Here is a 17409-nt window from a genome sequence, read left to right on the forward strand (position 1 = left end):
ATCATGCCCATCCCCATGGTGCTGGCGCTTGAGGCTGAATGCCAGCAGGCGCCGGTTACGGAGGTCATGGCCAATGTGAACGGCCGGCGCCTCACGGACCCGGAAGAGGATCGCATCGCCGCCGCCTGTTTTCTCGCCACCTATTCCGAGAAGCGCCGGCAGGGTGCTGTCGTCGACACCGAGGTGGCGATCGCGATGAGCGACGGAAAGCTCTCGCCTTCGGAATTGCAGCGTCTTCGGCGCGAAGCAGGAAAAGAGCGCGATGCGATCTCCGAATTTTGCGCCGTCCTCGACGGGGCAATTGCCACCGGCGGAGCAAAGGCAACCCTCAAGATCGTAGCGTCGGGAGACTAGCCGCCCATGACGGCAGTTGCCACCCGCAATCTCTTCGACCGCCCGTTGACCTTTGGCCAGCGGGCGTTTCTGCGCAGCATGCGGCGGGCTGGTGGATCCGTCCGGATCGTCGGCGTCGCTGAAATGGATCTCGCTCGTTCATGCCTCGATGCTGGCTATGCCACGATTTCACAGAAGCGCGATCGAGCTTTCATCAGCGAGCTTGGCTGCGCCTATCTCGATCGGATCGCGAGGGTCGAATGAAGGTGGTGCCGCCCGATCCCGCAAGCGTCAGGACCATGACCGCGTTCGACACGCTACCGGCGCCAGTGCGCGCGGTGCTGAACTATGCGGCCTATCCGTTTCCGGTCTCGGTTGCGAAAAAGCTTCTGCGGCACGGTCGCCCTGCGAAGCACGTCGCGGTGGTGCTGTCCGACGTCGATCGGCGGACGGGCTGGAAAGGCGGTGCTGCATGATCGCGGAGCCGCTGGAGAAGATCGCCATAGCTCGGCCGATCGACACAATCGACGCCGGCGGCCGCCTGCGCACGCTCGACGAAGGCAAGGTCGTGTCGTTCATGGAATCGATCGGCCGCAACGGCTTGCGCACGCCCATCACGGTCTTTGGCGAGGCCCTGGCGACAGGTGTGCGTCTCAGCGCCGGCGGCCATCGGCTTGAGGCGTGCCGGCGCCTCGGCTTGAAAACCATCCTCTGCTTTCATGAGGAAGGGGACGCCTACGATTGCGAACTGTGGGAGATCGACGAGAACCTGATCCGCGCGGATCTATCGCCAGCCGATCGGGCGCTCTTCACGCATCGCCGCAAGGAAATCTATCTCATCAAGTTCCCCGAAACGGGGGTCGGCAGCAATCAGTATTCGAGGGTTCGCAAAGATTGCGAAAGCAGCCCGAAGCGGTTTTCCGCTGCCACGGCCGAGGCGACGGGCCAGCGGGAGCGCACGGTGCAGCTCGATGCCGAGCGCGGCGCGAAGATCTCGGCCGACGCGCTGCGGATGCTTGCGGGCACGCGGCACGACAAGGGCGTGACGCTCGACCAGATGAAACGGCTGGCGACGCCGGAAGAGCAGGTGGGCTTTGCCCGTTCGCTGCTTGCGGCCGATCGCGCCGTCGCGAAGGAAAACAAGTCGATCCGCACCGTCAACATGCGCCATAGCCGCACGGTGCGCATGAGCGTCATCAGCGCGATCGCCGATCGCGGCCGCCGCGTCGCCGGTGAAATGCCGCGAGCGGCCTATCCCATCCTCTATGCGGATCCGCCATGGCAACAGGAAGCCTGGAGCGATGAGACCGGGCAGGATCGCGGCTTGAAATATCCGGCCATGCCGCTCGACGATATCAAGGCCTTGTGCGCCGGCGACAAGAGCCCGGCGACGGGCTCGGCCGAATGCTTCCTGTGGGTGCCTGCGAACCGGGTGCACCATGGCATTGAAGTGCTGAATGCGTGGGGTTTCGCCTACGTGACCTGCATGGTGTGGGACAAGGTCGATATCGGCATGGGCCGCCATGTGCGCGATCGGCACGAAATGCTGTTGATCGGCAAGCGCGGCACGATCTCGATGGCCCCGCTGCCGGGTGAAAACCCAGTCTCGCTCTATGCCGAACGCAAGACCGAGCATAGCCGCAAGCCCGTTTGGTTTGCCGAGCAGATCGAACGGCAGTTTCCGGATCTGCGCAAGCTGGAGCTTTTCAACCGCAAGGAAAGTCTTGTCGTCGGCGATGTACGGTTGAACGGCAAATGGGACTTTTGGGGATTTGAGGCCGGCGAAGCCGCGCCCGCAACGCGGGAGGCGGCTGAGTGACGATGAAGATACTCATCGGCTGCGAGACTTCCGGCGTTGTGCGGCGCGCTTTTGCCGCGTTGGGGCACGACGTGTGGTCATGCGACCTCCTGCCGGCCGAGGACGCCACAAACCGTCATATTATTTGCGATATTCGCGACGTGCTCGGCGATGGCTGGGATATGCTTGCGGTAATGCATCCGCCATGCACGCGGCTCTGCAATTCCGGCGTTCGCTGGCTGCATAGGGCGCCACCAGGTAAAACGGTCGAACAGATGTGGCAGGAGCTGCGCGAAGGCGCGGCGCTTTTCTCGGCATGCTGGAATGCGCCGATCCCCCGCATCGCTGTCGAAAACCCTGTAATGCATAAACATGCAAAGAGGCTTATCGACGGCTATCAGGCCCCGGCGCAAACCGTCCAGCCGTGGTGGTTTGGCGAACCTGCCTTTAAGGGCACATCCTTTTACCTGCGAAACCTGTCCGCGTTGGTAGCCACCAACCGTCTGACTCCGCCGGCACGGGGCACTGACGAACATAAGAAATGGTCGGCGGTGCATCGGGCTTCTCCTGGTCCCGATCGTTGGAAAATCAGGTCGCGGACATTCCAAGGCATCGCCGATGCGATGGCCCTGCAATGGGGCGGTGCAGCGTTGGCGGAGGCGGCATGACTTTAGCGCGTGTGGCCGCAGCTGCGCGGCGGAAACTGGAATTCATCGCCAGTCGGAACCAAGGCGGTACGCCATGACCGCGACGGACCTTGATGCCGAAAAGCGCATGCTCGGCCGCCTCATCGGCTATCACGACGATCTCGACGGCTATGTCTGGTCGATGGAGAGCGACGACGTCGGAACGCATATCATCGCCTATCGCGAAGACGGCGAGGTTGAGCGCATCGCCACCATCCACAAGGCTGCGCGGACGGATGAGATCGAAGTGCTTTGCCGTGCGCTGGAAACCTTGCGCTTCACGCTTGGCATGATCAGCCGGGCGAAGGCGAAGATACGCGAGATGATCTCGACCGGCGCCGGCACGGAAAGCCGGCCGAAGCAACAAGCCAACTTTGGCTTCATGGCGAAATCGCTGTGCGAGCAGCGGTTATTCTGGCGCTACCTCGAATATCGCGAGCCGCTGGGGCGGATCGAAAGCGAGCGGGCCGCTGACACCAGGCTGAAAGGCCTTCTGGCAATCCAATCGAAAGCGGACTTGAACCGCGATGAGAAGGCAAGGGCCGCCTTCCTGTCGCTCCGCGCCGATTATTACAGGTGGAAGAAAGGCGACGGGTGAAACAGGGGAATCAGTGGGGGAAAGGAAGGGCGCGCCTTGCTAAGGACGCGCCCCTTGGTGCTTCAAGCAGCTTCTCGAACACGGATGACGATCTCGTGCCCCAAGACGCGCAAGGCGTCCTGCAACAGGCCGATTTTCGTTCCATGATCAGGGTCAAGGATCCTGCGACCTTCCACTTCGGTCTTGCCGAGGCGGCGGGCGAGTTCCGACTTGCTGATGCCGGCCGCGCGGAAGGCGACGACGACAGCGAGTTTCGCCGCAACGTCGGCGTCGACCGCAACGGGGATTCCCTCCGTAGCAGCCGGCGCAGGCAGTTCGCGGCCTTCCTGCAAGATGCCGCGCAGGGCAAGCCCCAGCGCTTCACGCGCATTATCCAGCGCTTCCGCGCGGGTATCGCCGGCCGTGATGGCTTCCGGCACGTCTGCGAACGTGACGACAAAGCCCCCATCCGGATCGTCTTCAAGCGTGGCCTGATAGGTAAAATCCATACAATCAATCCTTCCTTCGGGTGGTGCGGGCCGGGTAGCCCGGGATCATTTGATCCCGAGCTGTCCCTTAACGAGCCGCACATACATGGGGGTCAGTTCGCCGGATTTGACGGTGGTCGTCTTGCCGTTGAGCGTTACCCGATAGTGCGAACCCTTTCCCTTGTTTTCGAAGATTTCCAATTTCCAGTCCCGGTCTTTGGCGATCTTGCGAAGGTCTCTAAGAAATTGTTCGCGCTTCATTTCCTCTCCTTTCGTGATTTTGTTTTCGCACATTTTTGTACGAATCACAATAGCAATTCGTACATTTATGTACGAATTATTGAGGTGCCGGGGGCACCCGCGCCATGAAGGAAATGGACTTCCCAGAAGAGTTTATCGAGGCCGGCGGACAGCGTGTCATGGCGGCCAAAATCGAGTGCTCCGGCTGCGCTGCGGTCGGTTACTACCCGCGCAAACGTGGCGCGGCACGGCGGCCGCCGGCGGCGATCGTCGTCCACTTCCGCAAGCAGGGATGGAATTTGAAGGGCGCGAGGGTTCGTTGCCCGGAATGCGCACGGCGGCGGCCGCGCGCTGAAGAGGAAGGGAAGAGCATGGTCAAGACAGTGCACAAACGGGCGGCGCCTGTAGTCGCCTTTGGGGTTCCCGTCGATCCGGCAACGATCGCGGATAGCGTCGTTATCATGCCGCCGGCGGCGTCCCTGGAAGACAAGCAGCTGATCAACATGAAACTGATGGAGGTCTATGACAATCCCGACGTCGGCTATCGCCCCGGCTGGTCGGATAGCATCGTCGCGCGCGACCTCGGCGTGCGCACGGAATGGGTCGCCGATGTGCGGTCCCTGATGTTCGGGCCGCCGGGCTCAAGCCCGCAACTCGACGCGTTTTTTGAGGCGGCCGCAGAGGCTGAAAAGCGGTTTGCGGACCTGCGGACGGAACAGGCTGCGGCATGCCGAACCGTCGATTCGATGCGAAGCGACCTCGAAAAGTTGGGCGCGGAGATCCGCACCAACTTCGCGGAACTGCGCGACTTTGTTGCCAACGTCCAGAAACAGGGCGAAGCCATCAAGACGGGGTTGGGCCGATGAGCCATCTCATGCCGCTTGTAGAAATCCTTGCGGATCATGACACGAACGCATCGCGGGCGGATTGGCTGCTTCGGGCACCCGACAGTGTGATCATCCGCGATTTCGACGCCATCCGCGTTGTTCTGCAACAGGCGCACTTTCTACCTGGTGTGACCTTCTTACGGATCCGTCATGCGGCCTTGCAAGGCACGCGTGACGCCGGCGGCGACTTGCCCGAAGCAACGAAACTGCAACTTCTCGCTGCGCGAAAAGTCATGGTTGGCTTTTCGCTGGGGAAAGCTGAGACGGGGGAGGGGTTGACTTGACAAAGGATCCGACAATCCGGCGCGGCGTTAGAAACGCGGGCTATTCAACGGTTCCAAACCGTATCCTTGAGGATCATCGGCTATCGATGGAAGCGCGTTGGCTGCTCGCCTATCTGCTGTCCAAACCTGACAATTGGACCGTCGTCGTCAAAGACATTTGCAATCGCGGCGGTTGTGGTCGCGACAAGGCGCGCCGCATGCTCGCCGAGCTTGTCGAAATTGGCTACGCGGAGCGGGAACAACAACGCGAGGGCGGCAAATTCAGTTCGTCTGATCTTGTCATCTTTGACGAGCCAACCGTCCCGATTGCAGCGCTTGGGCACGACAGTGGCAGAAGTGTTGCAAATCTACCGCAGACGGATTTGCCGGCGCCGGTGAATCCGTCGACGGTTTTGCCGGCGCCGGTGAATCCGCCCCATAGTAATAACTCAGATATTAGTATTACTGAATCTGAGGAAGAGAGACGCGCCGGCGCGCGAGACCGTCGCGGACAGATGCCGGCAGACCTGGTGAAGCGTGTCCAGCGGTTCTGCACGGGCGAGGGGTATCGAGGCGGGCTCTGGAAGGGGTGGACTAGCTCGACCGTCGCCTACATCGCGCGGGCCTTTGCGGATTTGTCTGCGGAAGATCAGGCCATAGCCTGCCATCATCGAGATGCTTTCCTCGCGCAATGCCGGCGTGACGGCGTGGTGCCTATGCCTGTCGCGCACTATTTCCGCGATCGCGTCTGGGAGATGCTTTCGCGACAGCCGGATCCCGACGCGGGAACCGTCCATAGCGATGAGCCGATCGAGGTTGCGCCTTACGGTGCTGTCTTCGGCGCGGTGCGGATGCTGGCGTTTCTTGATGGGCCGGTCGACGTCCAGTTGCCGCCCAATGTCCGTGATATGGTCGCGGGCACCTATGAAGCGCACGCAAGGACGCGGCCGCAAACAGCGGCACGGTATGCGGAAGAGCGCGGGCTCATTGTGTCGCCAGAAGGGCAGTTGGTGTTCCCCGCCAATTTCGATGAGCAGGAGCTGATTCGGCGCCGGGTAGCGCAGGGCTATCCGGAGGTGGTTCGGCTGCACGCCGCAGCTCGCGGGCGGCGGCGGGTGGACGTGGCAAGCGCTTGCGAGGCACTGAAACAACTTTGCGAGGCCGTTCCCGTGGGCTCAGTCGTGTGGTGGGCGTGGCGTGATTTCCACGATGAACGCGGGTGGGAATGGGTGCCGGATCCGGGCGATCATCCAGTCGTTTGGTTTCCCAAAGGCGGGCCGGGGGGCCTGCACAGCTTTGAGCGGGCCGCACGCTCGCTCTTGGCAAAAAAACAAAACAATTCGGAAGTTTAGGCCGGTTTCCCGGCAGAGAGGGCATTCACATGACGGTGACAAAGGGCAAGCGGGCAGAGGTTCGCGATATCGACGCGGCTGCGCTGACAGCGATCGATCATGACCGGCTTGACCAGCGGCGTAGCCGCGTAACGCGGCGAATCCGCCTTGCACGGCACCAGCTTTCCAAAGCGTCAAGCGAGCTTGTGATTCGATTTCCCAAAAAGGCGCGGTGGTATTGCTTGCAGATTGCCGGGGGCTTCGAATTCACTGTGGAAAAATTCTTGACGGACGTCGGTGTTGAGGTGCTGGTGCCGCGCGAAAAATGGATCTCGGTGCGCAAGGGGAAGAAATTCGAAGGCGAGCGCGCCGTGATACCGGGTTATCTGCTTACTCGCATCGTGCCTTCCGCAGAGGCTTTTGCCGGCTTCATCATGCAAAAACAGATCGGCGTCGTGAATATCGTAGGCGGGTCAGGCGGTTATCACGCCATCCGCGATAACGACGTCGCCATCTTCAAGCGGCTCTCGACGTCCGATGTCGAGAGGATGGAGGCTGATAAAACGATCGCGGATGGCTGCGCTGCAATGATCACGCATGGCCCGTTTGCGGGGTTTCGGTGCACTGTGTTGGCGGTAAAATGGGCGCGGATCGCGCGTGGAAGAGTCCGCATCGACGTCGATGGAAAGGATTTCGACGTCGACAACGTGCCTATTGCATTTTTAGAGAAGCTGTGAGAGTCATCAGCCAACGGCCACTGCGGTGTCGCCACCCTCATTATCCCGCTGCAAGACAGCGGCAGAGATGACCACCAACGGTCACAGGGAACAGGCGCTCAGCAACCCAACCTTGACGGTCCCAACTGCGGACATCGACTCAGGGCAAATGCGAAAGCTATGTTCAAACGAAAGGCGGCCAATAGGTCGCCTTTTTTCGTTCTAGGATATAGGCGGATTTCTTCCGCACGGGACGATCCCAACCATGGGAGGCTGTCATGTAACCCCTTCATCGAGGATCGACTGATGTCTATCAGCATCCGTTGGGAAAATGTCGAGGGGATGCGTCGCCTCGACAACGCGATGGGCTTGCTTTCAAGCCATCAAAAACATTTGTCGCTTCAGCGAGCGGTAAATCACACGGGCGATAAGGCCCGGACCCAAGTCATCCGAGCGCTCTCAGCGCAAACCGGCCTCAAGCGCAAAGTGATCGTCAAGGCCATCCGCATAGGCCGGGCTTGGGGCGCATCATCCAGCGAGACCAGTTTCGTCGATGGGCGCGGATCGCTTGAGTATGTTCTATCTGCAAAAGGCGGAGATATTTCGCTGAAGCATTTCGCAGCCCGCGAAACGCTCAAAGGGGTAACGGCTGCTCCATTCGGCAAGCGAAAACTCTTCGCACGCACATTCATCAAGGGCGGCCGCTTCCCTAACCGGGTTGAGGCATCCGGTCTCAACGGCCATGTCTATCTGCGATTGGGCAAGGGCCATGGCCCGCTTGAGCTTCAAGATAGTGGCGTCATCATTCCGGCCGAGATGATCAAGGGTGCGACGGCCGATGCGTTCATGCGAACGGTCGAAGCCGAGTTGCCGAAGCGGGCGATGCACGAGATCAACCGTCTGACCGGGGGCATCTTCACCTGATCGGGGAGGGGGTACCCCCCCCTGGGTCAAGGGACCGTACCCCGATCGGCGACACCCTCGGGCGGAGAACGGCCCGGATTTCTGTCAGACGAACAGCCTGAAAACTTGGGTTAACGCGGTTAACGGGGTTAACGGCGCGGTTAACGATCGGGTTAACGATGAGCGACGTCATGTGGTCGGTTGCGCAGATTGCCGCGCGCGATGGCGTTTCGAAACCCGCCGTCTCGAAAACCGTAAAGCGCCTTCTCGAAGAGCGGCCGGAGACGCCAGTCGAGCGAGGTTCGCAGGGGCAGGTGCTTGGGATCTCGCTCGCGCACTACGACCACTATCGCCAGCGGTTTGTGAACCCGGCGAAGGCGTCGGCACCTATCCGCCCCGTGGTCTCGGCTCCGCTGCTTGACGATGTTCCACCTTTCCAGACTCGGCAGGAAGACAGCTTCGACGAGGCGCGCCGGCAATCGGAATGGCTGAAGGTCGGTCGCGAGAAGTTGCGACAGCAGGAAGTCACCGGGCAGCTTTTGCGAAAAGACAAGATCGACGAGGCGCACAAGACGATCGGCGCCGAGCTGCAATCCATCATCAAGCGGTTGCCCAACAAGGCCGACGAAGTGGCGGATGCGGTGTCGAAAGAGGGAATTCATGGCGCGCGCGTCGCGCTGCGGAAGATCGCTTACGAGTTGGGAAATCAGCTCGCCGACAAACTCGCCGAGATCGCGAAGGCGGCGCCCACGGAAGATTCCTTGATCGAGGAGCAAGACGCGTGACCTTCCATCCCGGCGCCTTGCAGGCGATCGCGGGCATCCTCGCGGCCGCGATCAGACCCCAGCCGCCTGTGCCGTTCCAATTCTGGTTGCCTCAGAACATCGTGCTGGTCGACGGGCCGAAAAAGGGCGAACTCTGGTCGCCGGACGATGCGCCCTATCTGGTCGAGATCGCGGAATGCCTTAGCCAAGAGCATCAGTGCAACCAGGTCACCGTTCGAAAGGCGCAGCAAACTGGCGTCTCGATCCTCGCCCTGGCATGGATGATCTACCTCGCAGAAAACGCACCCGACAACGCGCTTTACGGCGTCCCCGGCCTCGACGCCTTGCAGGACGTCAACTCCGGCAAGCTCCAGCCGCTTATCGATGAGTGGCAGAAAAAGACCGGGAAAGAGGTTATTTTCCCTGCCGCAAACCGCAACGGTGGCGGGTCGAAAACGTACGAAAAGAAGTTTCCCGGCGGGACGATCTACCTCGCCAACGCCAATACGGTCATGGACCTGTCGGCAAAAACGACTCGTTACGGCGTCAAGGATGAAGTGTCGAAATGGCAGGAACTGCCGAACGGCGCCGATCCCGAAAACCTGTTCTTTGGGCGTTTCACCGCGTTCCGCAGGCAGAAAACCTATAAAATTCTTGAGCTGTCCACGCCGGAATTGGATAGCGGAGATCCTCTAGGCGAAGGCCCCGGTCACTGCCGCATCGATCGCGCGTTCCGCCGTTCTGATCAACGGTTTTGGCACATACAGTGTCCGGCCTGCGAGACGTGGCAGGTGCAGACGGATCAAAACTTCAAGGTTGATCGGCAGCATCCGCATAAGAGCGGCATGGCCTGCATCAAATGCCCGCATCTGATCTCGGAGATGGAGCGCGTCGTCGCTGTTCGTGCCGGTCATTTCGTCCCGACTTTCACCGGTCCCGATCGGCACCCTGGCTTTCATGTCGACCAGTTCATGTCGCTCATGATGTCCTATGAAGCGATCGCCGAGGACAAGATCAATTATGAGGCCAAGGGCGAGGCTGGCGCCAAGGACTATTCGAACGTCGTTTTAGGCCTGCCCTACCAAATGAAGGGGAACGCGCCGGACCACAAACGGCTGATGGAGAGGCGCGAAGGTTACGCTTCGGACGTCATCCCCCATGGCCCCCTCCTGTTTGTGCTCGGCGCCGACGTCCAGTCCTACGGGATTTTTGCCGAAGGTGTTGCATATGCCGAGGATCGGCAGAGTTGGAACGTGTTCGCTGAGTTTCTACCCGGTGCGACCGACAACCCGCAGGAAGGTGCGTGGGTCAAGCTTTCGGAACTTGCAGCTCGGGAGTTTCCCGACGCCTACGGCGTTTTGCGCGAGATCGATGCTATCGGCGTCGACAGCGGTTACCGAACCAACCAGGTGCTGGAATGGTGCCGCCGAACGCCTCGGGCTTACGCGGTCAAGGGTATGCCGGGACGTGGCGTGCCTGCGATCAGTCAGCCGCTGAAAAAGTCGGTGAACAAGAAAGGCAAACGTCGCCGGTTCGGATCGACGATGGTTTGGCCGGTCGGCACTTGGGCATTGAAAGCCGAGTTTTACGGCAATCTGCACAAGGACGGGTTGGCCGCCGGGCAAACGATCGACCCGCCTGGCTACTGCCATTTTCACCAAGAGTTGGGCGAGGAATATTTCCACCAGATCACTGCGGAGTATTTCGACCAGAAACTGGTGAAGGGCAAACTTCATGAGGAATGGAAATCGCGCCGTTCCGACAACCACTACCTCGATTGTCGGATTTACGCGATGGCGATGGCGGAGCACCTCGGCCTGACCCGCATGAGCAAAGACGATTGGGATCGTCTGCGGGCGCAACGTGAACCAGATATCGAAGCTGACATGTTCTCCGCAGATAGCCTTAGAATCATGGCAGACGCGCCGCCGGTTGCGGTTGCGCGCCCCCAGCCGGTTGAGCCTTCGCAAAGTTTGCGAACCCTCCCACCGCAATCCGAGCCCGCTAGGGCCAATAGATGGGCGAAGCGTCGATGACTGAAAAACAACGGATCCGGATCAAAGCCGGATCCGCGCCCGCACGCATGACAATGCCAGCGGCGCGCGCCGGCTACATGCGCGACACCCAAGCGGGCATCATCGCGGCCCGCCCCGCCTCGCTACGGGAGCACCGCGACGAAATCCGGCGGGTCTGGTGGCGTGCCTCGGCGCTTGCGATGGACATGCTGCAGAACTCGGGCCGCCTACGCGGCACGGCAGATCAGATCCTCGCGGACACGGTCGGCGTCGAGTTGCAGTTGAACCCTCGGCCTGATCTCGCGGCGTTTGGATATGATGCGCAGGAATCGATCGCTTGGATCCGGCAGGTAAAGGCCCGGTTCAAGACGTGGGCGTGGAACCCGCTGGAATGTGACTTCCGGGCGAAATTCACCATCCCGCAGCAAACTGATATCGGCATGCGTCATTGGCTCGCCTTCGGTGAAAGCCTTGGGGTGGTTGACTATCTCATGCCCCATGAGCGGCTCCCCGGCACCCGTACGGGCACTAAGTTTCTGCTCATGCAGCCGCAAAAGTTGGTGCAGGACACAAACGAAATCGAGGGGATGTTCCAGGGCGTCATTCATGATGCTTACGGCCGCCCTACGCATTACCGCTTTGAGGAGCGGCGGGCGGGCATCACGGTCAAGGTCGACCACGCGGCGCGCGATAGCGAAGGCCGGCAGATGGTTATGCACGCCTTTGATCCGTTCTCTTCTGAGGATGTGCGCGGGCTATCTCCCCTTGTGCCCACATTCCGCAAATATCTCATGGCTGAAAATACCGACGAAGCGACCGCGCAGGTTCGCTTTCTTCAGACGATCTATGCAGCCATCCTGAAAAGCACTCGCCCATCGGCGGAAGCGTTCGAAGCTTTCGAAGCGATGCGCGAGAATAAGGTTGAAGGCGTTGGCGAACTCGAAAAAGACTTTGTCAATTACTTCAAGGCTGCGCTCAATAACGCCGCTGAATCCGAAATAAGGCTAGGCGCCGGCGCCGGCATCAGCCAGCTTGCACCGGATGAGGACTTGGAATTCAAGTCGATCTCGGTTCCCGGCGATGACTATGCCGAATTCATGGCGCGCCTCGATCGTGATACCGCCCGTGCCCTCGGCGTGAGCTACGGCGGTTACACGCTCGACTATTCCAAGGCGACCTATGCGTCGACCAATATGGAAAACTCGGGCCTGTGGCCGATCGCACAGCGGCGCACCGATCGCATCGCCGCTCCGCATGTCCTGGTGCCTTATTCGAGCTGGCTCGATGAGGAAATCGCTGAAGGCAACGTGCCCTTCAAGGGGGGCTATGAGGCTTTCTCGGCGAACCGCGACGCGATCCTTTGGGCACTCTGCCAAGGCCCTTCGAAGCCAACGGCCGATGACGAAAAGCGCGCACGGGCGTCCAGCGAACGCCTCGCCAATGGTACGGGCGCGCTCGAAAAGGAATGCGGCGAGCTTGGCGACGACGCGGAAGAGGTGTTCGAAAGCCGTGTCTATTGGCATGGCCGCTATACGAGCGCCGGCCTTCCTTCGCCGTTTGAGCGAAACCGGCCTAGCGATCCCGCCGGCGAAGAGAAAAAGAAGAAACCGGAGGCTGTCGAAACATGACGATGGTTCCGATCAACGGAGCGCCGGTGGATGTCGACGATCCCTGTGCGCTCTACCAAGCTCTCTATGCCGTCAAACTCCGGATCCTCGCTGGCGAAAATGTCAGCGAGATGTCCATCCAGTCGCCCGTTACCCGCGACCATATCGTGTTTTCATCTGTCAAATGGGACGCGCTGGAAGCGGAGCTTACGAGGTTGTCGACCGCGTGCGAGGCTAAACGCACTGGCAGGCGCCCGGCCCGACGCTTCTCCCTACGATTCTGAGGGGTTCTCATGAGCTTTCATTATGCGCGTATCGCGCAGCGCGTGTTTGACACGCCGCTGATGTACGATCCCCGGAAGGCGGAAGCCTTTCTTCAGGGGCTTGGAAGCCGGATCGCTGGCGACACAGTCGTCGTGAACAATCCGGGCGGCATGGTCGATCACATCGCCGGCTCCAACGGCCAGCCGCTTGCCGGCAAGATCGGGCGGAGGATCGAGCGGGTCTATGCTCGCGCAAACGCCTTGCCTTTCGACATGATCGGCAATGTGGCGATCATTCCGGTGGAAGGTAGCCTTGTGCACAAGGGCGGCTGGATTGGATCCCAATCCGGCGAAACCTCCTATCAGGGACTTCAAGCGCAGATCGCGACAGCCAAGCGGCTTCCGGAAGTGAAAGGGATTGCCTTCGAGGTCGACAGCTACGGTGGCGAGGTGAATGGCGGCTTTGAAACGGCGGCTGCGATCGCCGATCTGTCGCGCGCCAAGCCGACGATCGCCATCTTGACCGATTTCGCCTACTCGGCCGGCTATCTGCTCGCTTCGCAGGCGCGCCAGATTGTCATGCCGGCATTTGGAGGGGCTGGCTCGATCGGCGTTATCATGTTGCACGCCGACTATTCAGAAGCACTTGCCGACGCCGGGATCAACGTGACGATCATTCGGGCAGGTGCACGGAAGGCCGATGGCAATCCATATGAACGCCTTTCGCCCGCCCTTGCGGAGAAGTGGCAGGCGCAGGCGGAAGACATGCGGCAGATCTTTGCGACAACTGTCGCCAAGGGCCGCGCCGGCAAACTCACCAAAGCGCAAGCTCTGGCAACCGAGGCGGATGCTTTCACCGCGAAAGAGGCGCTTTCGCTCGGCCTTGTCGATGCCATCGCTGATCCCGTCGAAACCTTCGAACTCTTCATCAAGAACATCAACCGGAGCTGACCCGATGGGAAATCTGCTCGCTACCGTCATGGCCGCGATCCGGCCGGGCGCGATGCCCCATGACCTCGACGATATCGAGGTTGAACCGGATGCTTCGGCGTCCATCCTCGCAACGCCTCCGCTGGAGGCTACCACTCCCACCGGAGGTACTATGACTAACCTGACTTTGGCTGCCGCTGCACCTGGTGCGGCCGCCGCCATCGCCGCCGCGACCGCCGGTGGCGATGGTGCCGCCGCATCGTTTGCCGCTGTTGCGGCCGTGATGTCGGCTGATTCCATCAAAGGCGATGCCGGCCGCATGTCTGCGGCTGTCGCGCTGATGGCGATCGCGCCTTCGCTGTCGGCCGAGGCGGTAACCGCCTTTGTCGCCGAATATGTGCCGACGGGCGCGGCTAGCGCTGCGGCACCCGAACCGGCTGCTACCGCAGCCGCGCCGGCACCCGCCCCCGCGCAGACCTATGCGGAGCGGCGCGCCGCAGCCGCCTCGCTCGCAATGCCCTCGCCGGTCAAGTCCACCGCAAAGGATGGCCTTGACCCCTCGAAAGTCTTCGCCGCACGCCGCGCGGCCGTAAAGGGTTCCTGACATGGCTACCGCTACTGAAAAGCCCCGCCCGCTTGCCTTCCTCCTCAGCGAGGCGGACGGCTACCTCTCCCGCGACACGCTGATCATCGCGTCCGGCGCGGGCAAGCTGGAAGCCGGAACCGTGCTCGGCATGGTGACCGCTTCCAAAAAATACGTCGTCGCTCCGAATGCTGAAGTCGCGGGCAAGGAGGGCGCCGAAACGGCTGTTGCCATTCTCGCCTATCCCGTCGACGCGACCAGCGCCGACGCGGAAGCCGTCTGCATCACCAATCATGCGGAGGTGAAAGACCCGATGCTGATCTTTGACGCATCGGTCAATGACGCCACCAAGCGCGGCACCAAGCTGACCCAGCTGCGCGCAAAAACCATCAAGGCTCGGTAAGGAGATCCCCCGATGACTTCTCAGAATGCACATACGGGCGATCCCTTCAGCCTCGAAACGCTGACGGCCGCCGTAAACACCGGATCCTATCGCCCCGGTCAGATTACCGCCTCCGGCATCTTCGACGAAGACAGCGTCACCACGATCCACGTTTCGGTCGAGCTTCGCGATGGCAAGCTGTCGCTGGTGGAACCGAGCGCACGCGGCAGCGATGGCGAAACCACGGGCGACGATGACCGCAAGAAAGTGCCGTTCGCCGTCGACCACTACCAGCGCAACGATTCGATTGCGGCTGATGAAGTGCAGGGCGTTCGCGCCTTCGGCACTGAAAATGAAGCCGAGCAGCTCGAAACCCGCGTTGCCTCCAAGGCGCGCCGTCATGCCAGCGACCTCACGATGACGTTGGAGCATCAGCGCGTCGGCGCGATCAAGGGCATCGTTACCGCGAAGTCGGGGAAAACCCTGCACAATCTCTACAGCGTCTTCGACATCTCCGTTCCGGCGGCGATCTCGCTGGAACTCGATAACGCGGACACGAAGGTTGGCGACCTCTGGCAGGACGCACTTTACGGCATCGAAGACGCTCTCGATGAGCCGTATGATGGCCTGCATGTTTTCACCGGTCGCACGTTCCACAAGTCCTTGTGGCTTCACAAGGCTGTGCGCGAGACCTTCCTTTTCGGGGCGGGCGCCGGTGTGCTTCGTCAGGATGTTCCCGACGTCTTCGAATTCGGCGGCGCCACCTGGGAGCGCTATCGTACCGGCGCAAAGGCGACGGCCGATTTCGGCGCGCCTTACATCGCGCACGATCGCGCACGCGTCGTGCCGAAGGGGGTTCCGGATCTCTTTATCACCCGGTTCGCGCCGGCTGATTATAACGAGACCGTCAACACGCCGGGCCTGCCCTTCTATTCTCGCGCGATCGAGAAGCGGAATGGCAAGGGCTATGACCTCGAAGTGCAGATGAACGCGATTTCGCTCTGCACCCGTCCGCAGGTTCTGCGCGAGTTGACCCTCACGTAAGTCAAAACAGGTTGGCGATCAGCGATTGAGCTGATCGCTTCACCCTTCAGCCCTTGAGGCGCTCAAAGGAAAACTCCGATGACAAAGAAGATACTTACGATCGCGCTCTTTAATAGCTGCAAGCTCTCCGCAGCCGCGATGGGAGAGGCAGAAGACATTCCGGTCGGCGCACACGAACCGATCGAGGTGCCGGAAAAGTATGCTCTCGATCTCCTCGAAAACAAATTCGCCTATCGGCTTGGCGATGACGAGGCCGGCGGCAGCAAGCCGACGAAAAAGCAGATCGCAGCCGCGGAGAAAGCCGTGGCGGCCGCCAAAGCCGCACTCGAAAAAGCCGATGAAACCGGCAAAACTGCGGCAGAAACGAACCTTGCCGAGGCCGAGGCGGAGCTTGCCACGCTGAAAGGCTGACATCATGGATCTAGCCGCTGCACGCGCCGCGCTTCCCGGGATTACCCGGGCGGCGCTGGGCGAACTCATCTCCATACGTCCGATGCGCGAAGGTAAGATGAAGCAATCTCCTGATGAGACTCGGACTGTGCTTGTTGACCTTCCGGCGCGGGTCGATATCTGGCCCGACCTGGTGCAAATGGGCGGCGGTCGGGAAAAGCCGACTGTTTCGCTTGCGCAGGGTGAGCACGCAACAGCATCGATCGTCCGCCGTGCCGGAGATTGGGAGCCTCGACAAGGCGATCACGTCTTACGCGGTGCGGCAAAGGGCGCTGGGTTGTTTCGCATCACTCGCACCGGTGAAGACGGGGACGGGCGAATGATGCTTTATCTGTCGGCGGCCGCGTCATGAGTATCGTTCGCCAGCTCCTCCAAATTTCGGCCGTTGAGGCCTTGCGCGGCCGGACACTTGCCCTTGGTAATGTGCACGACAGCATGATCGAAAGTATCGGCGGCGTTCTGAAGAAAAGCCGGCTGCCAATCATCGTCGTCTCTGTCGAGGCGGCAGACCAGCGTGCGCAAGGCAACGATCGCGGCTTTTTCGGGCGGCAATCGGTTTTCAAGATGCAGGTTCAAGCGGCGATCTTTGAACTGACAAAGGTCGGCGAAGATGAGGGCGGCGCTCCGGAGGAGCTCGTGCTTGTGCTCGGCGAGACTGACGCCGCGCTTGAGGGCATGCTCAATATCCTCGATCGGCAATGGCGGGTGGCGCTCACGGATCCGCGCAACGCGTGGGGCGATGTGTTTCGTGGCCTGGTGCTGCGGATTGGCAAGGTGCAGGACATGCGCGCAGCCGATCCGGAGTTACCGCGTCGGCATGCCATGCGCCTTTCCGAAGTCGACATCGAGGCCATCGGCGAGCCGACGCTTGGTGAAGCGATCCCCCCGCCGATCGAGGCCGGGCTAGCCCTTTTGGAAGCGGATCCGGAATATCTGGGAATGGCTACTGAATGGCGGGCGCTGCTTACTGCCGGCGACAGCCTTGAGGACTGGGAAAAAGAGCAAGCGGCTCTTTTCGCCGATCGCGCGCAAATAAACGCGCTGGGGCTTGGCCCGCTCGATCCCGAACTGATCACAGACTTTAACCAGGCGACGATCGAGATGGGCGGAATTTCCGAGATCACGACCGTCACGGAATAGGTTGCCACA

At 60.9% G+C, this 17409-nt stretch carries 24 protein-coding genes; 22 read left to right on the forward strand and 2 right to left on the reverse strand.

Annotated features, from left to right (window positions below; all coding sequences use genetic code 11):
- The 6 genes from VGN93_RS30865 to VGN93_RS30890 form a co-directional block, all read left to right on the forward strand.
- A partial coding sequence (locus tag VGN93_RS30865; RefSeq protein WP_327510614.1) for a hypothetical protein occupies positions 1 to 354 on the forward strand: 354 nt, incomplete at its 5' end.
- A 6-nt stretch (positions 355 to 360) separates the two neighbouring features.
- Positions 361 to 597 (forward strand): hypothetical protein, encoded by a 237-nt coding sequence (locus VGN93_RS30870; protein ID WP_327510615.1) that lies wholly within the window; start codon positions 361 to 363, stop codon positions 595 to 597.
- Positions 594 to 809 (forward strand): DUF6525 family protein, encoded by a 216-nt coding sequence (locus VGN93_RS30875; protein WP_327510616.1) that lies wholly within the window; start codon positions 594 to 596, stop codon positions 807 to 809. Before VGN93_RS30870 ends, VGN93_RS30875 begins: the two co-directional genes overlap by 4 nt.
- Entirely contained in the window at positions 806 to 2152 is a 1347-nt protein-coding gene (locus VGN93_RS30880; protein WP_327510617.1) for an MT-A70 family methyltransferase, read from the forward strand. Before VGN93_RS30875 ends, VGN93_RS30880 begins: the two co-directional genes overlap by 4 nt.
- Before the next feature lie 2 nt (positions 2153 to 2154).
- Entirely contained in the window at positions 2155 to 2799 is a 645-nt protein-coding gene (locus VGN93_RS30885) for a hypothetical protein (RefSeq protein ID WP_327510618.1), read from the forward strand.
- Between the two features lie 73 nt (positions 2800 to 2872).
- Positions 2873 to 3415: a hypothetical protein gene (locus VGN93_RS30890; protein WP_327510619.1), complete on the forward strand. Its 543-nt coding sequence runs from the start codon at positions 2873 to 2875 to the stop codon at positions 3413 to 3415.
- A 62-nt stretch (positions 3416 to 3477) separates the two neighbouring features.
- On the opposite strand, the gene VGN93_RS30895 is transcribed toward VGN93_RS30890, so the two are convergent.
- The gene (locus tag VGN93_RS30895; RefSeq protein ID WP_327510620.1) at positions 3478 to 3903 is read right to left on the reverse strand and encodes a type II toxin-antitoxin system HicB family antitoxin; all 426 of its coding nucleotides are present in this window, start codon (positions 3901 to 3903) and stop codon (positions 3478 to 3480) included.
- A gap of 45 nt (positions 3904 to 3948) precedes the next feature.
- Positions 3949 to 4143 (reverse strand): hypothetical protein, encoded by a 195-nt coding sequence (locus VGN93_RS30900; protein WP_327510621.1) that lies wholly within the window; start codon positions 4141 to 4143, stop codon positions 3949 to 3951.
- A 104-nt stretch (positions 4144 to 4247) separates the two neighbouring features.
- Between VGN93_RS30900 and VGN93_RS30905 the strand changes: the two genes are divergently transcribed.
- From VGN93_RS30905 to VGN93_RS30980, 16 genes are all read left to right on the forward strand, one after another.
- Positions 4248 to 4988 carry a hypothetical protein gene (locus VGN93_RS30905; RefSeq protein WP_327510622.1) on the forward strand — a complete coding sequence of 247 codons (741 nt, stop codon included), beginning with the start codon at positions 4248 to 4250 and terminating at the stop codon, positions 4986 to 4988.
- A complete protein-coding gene (locus VGN93_RS30910; protein ID WP_327510623.1) occupies positions 4985 to 5293 on the forward strand; it encodes a hypothetical protein in 309 nt (102 codons plus the stop codon). Before VGN93_RS30905 ends, VGN93_RS30910 begins: the two co-directional genes overlap by 4 nt.
- On the forward strand, positions 5290 to 6624 hold the full coding sequence (locus VGN93_RS30915) for a helix-turn-helix domain-containing protein (protein WP_327510624.1): 1335 nt from the start codon (positions 5290 to 5292) through the stop codon (positions 6622 to 6624). Before VGN93_RS30910 ends, VGN93_RS30915 begins: the two co-directional genes overlap by 4 nt.
- A 29-nt stretch (positions 6625 to 6653) precedes the next feature.
- A complete protein-coding gene (gene nusG, locus VGN93_RS30920) occupies positions 6654 to 7340 on the forward strand; it encodes a transcription termination/antitermination NusG family protein (RefSeq protein ID WP_327510625.1) in 687 nt (228 codons plus the stop codon).
- Positions 7341 to 7625: 285 nt separating this feature from the next.
- On the forward strand, positions 7626 to 8243 hold the full coding sequence (locus tag VGN93_RS30925) for a hypothetical protein (protein WP_327510626.1): 618 nt from the start codon (positions 7626 to 7628) through the stop codon (positions 8241 to 8243).
- 158 nt (positions 8244 to 8401) lie between these two features.
- A complete protein-coding gene (locus tag VGN93_RS30930; protein WP_327510627.1) occupies positions 8402 to 9007 on the forward strand; it encodes a hypothetical protein in 606 nt (201 codons plus the stop codon).
- Complete coding sequence (locus VGN93_RS30935) at positions 9004 to 11022, forward strand: terminase gpA endonuclease subunit (RefSeq protein WP_327510628.1); 2019 nt, start codon at positions 9004 to 9006, stop codon at positions 11020 to 11022. Before VGN93_RS30930 ends, VGN93_RS30935 begins: the two co-directional genes overlap by 4 nt.
- Entirely contained in the window at positions 11004 to 12629 is a 1626-nt protein-coding gene (locus VGN93_RS30940) for a phage portal protein (RefSeq protein ID WP_327510629.1), read from the forward strand. Before VGN93_RS30935 ends, VGN93_RS30940 begins: the two co-directional genes overlap by 19 nt.
- A complete protein-coding gene (locus VGN93_RS30945) occupies positions 12626 to 12892 on the forward strand; it encodes a hypothetical protein (RefSeq protein ID WP_327510630.1) in 267 nt (88 codons plus the stop codon). Before VGN93_RS30940 ends, VGN93_RS30945 begins: the two co-directional genes overlap by 4 nt.
- Positions 12893 to 13132: 240 nt before the next feature.
- On the forward strand, positions 13133 to 13822 hold the full coding sequence (locus tag VGN93_RS30950; RefSeq protein ID WP_327510632.1) for a S49 family peptidase: 690 nt from the start codon (positions 13133 to 13135) through the stop codon (positions 13820 to 13822).
- A 151-nt stretch (positions 13823 to 13973) separates the two neighbouring features.
- On the forward strand, positions 13974 to 14405 hold the full coding sequence (locus VGN93_RS30955) for a hypothetical protein (RefSeq protein ID WP_327510633.1): 432 nt from the start codon (positions 13974 to 13976) through the stop codon (positions 14403 to 14405).
- Position 14406: 1 nt separating this feature from the next.
- Complete coding sequence (locus VGN93_RS30960; RefSeq protein WP_327510634.1) at positions 14407 to 14787, forward strand: head decoration protein; 381 nt, start codon at positions 14407 to 14409, stop codon at positions 14785 to 14787.
- 12 nt (positions 14788 to 14799) lie between these two features.
- The gene (locus tag VGN93_RS30965) at positions 14800 to 15810 is read left to right on the forward strand and encodes a major capsid protein (protein ID WP_327510635.1); all 1011 of its coding nucleotides are present in this window, start codon (positions 14800 to 14802) and stop codon (positions 15808 to 15810) included.
- A 78-nt stretch (positions 15811 to 15888) separates the two neighbouring features.
- Positions 15889 to 16221 carry a hypothetical protein gene (locus tag VGN93_RS30970; RefSeq protein WP_327510636.1) on the forward strand — a complete coding sequence of 111 codons (333 nt, stop codon included), beginning with the start codon at positions 15889 to 15891 and terminating at the stop codon, positions 16219 to 16221.
- 4 nt (positions 16222 to 16225) lie between these two features.
- Entirely contained in the window at positions 16226 to 16612 is a 387-nt protein-coding gene (locus tag VGN93_RS30975; protein WP_327510637.1) for a hypothetical protein, read from the forward strand.
- Positions 16609 to 17400, forward strand: coding sequence for a hypothetical protein (locus VGN93_RS30980; RefSeq protein ID WP_327510638.1), 792 nt, complete (start codon positions 16609 to 16611; stop codon positions 17398 to 17400). The genes VGN93_RS30975 and VGN93_RS30980 overlap by 4 nt, the downstream gene beginning before the upstream one ends.
- Positions 17401 to 17409 lie beyond the last annotated feature (9 nt).

Origin of the sequence: Shinella sp., assembly GCF_035998705.1 — a bacterium.
Taxonomy (GTDB): domain Bacteria; phylum Pseudomonadota; class Alphaproteobacteria; order Rhizobiales; family Rhizobiaceae; genus Shinella.